A 275-nucleotide genomic window follows, 5' to 3' on the forward strand; every position below is an offset into this window, starting at 1 on the left:
GCTCAAGCGTATCGTTCCCTATGGTCCACTACGTCCAGTGATCGGCGGGGCCGTCGTTATCGCGCTCGTCTTCCTGTTCGGCACGCGCGACTATCTGGGCCTGGGTGTCCTGGCAGCGGGGCCCGACAGCCTTACCATCGCCAGCTTCTTCGGACCGGACACGCATCCGTGGAGTTGGGCGATCAAGCTGCTGTTTACCGTCGTCACGCTCGGCGCGGGTTTCAAAGGCGGTGAAGTCACGCCGTTGTTCTTCATCGGCGCAGCGCTCGGTAACG

At 62.9% G+C, this 275-nt stretch carries 1 protein-coding gene; it reads left to right on the forward strand.

Translation table 11 applies throughout. The features are described 5' to 3' along the window. A partial coding sequence (locus tag AC0IYH_RS31470; RefSeq protein WP_471838158.1) for a chloride channel protein occupies positions 1–275 on the forward strand: 275 nt, incomplete at both ends.

The sequence above is a fragment of the Pseudomonas sp. AC463 genome (assembly GCF_979253585.1).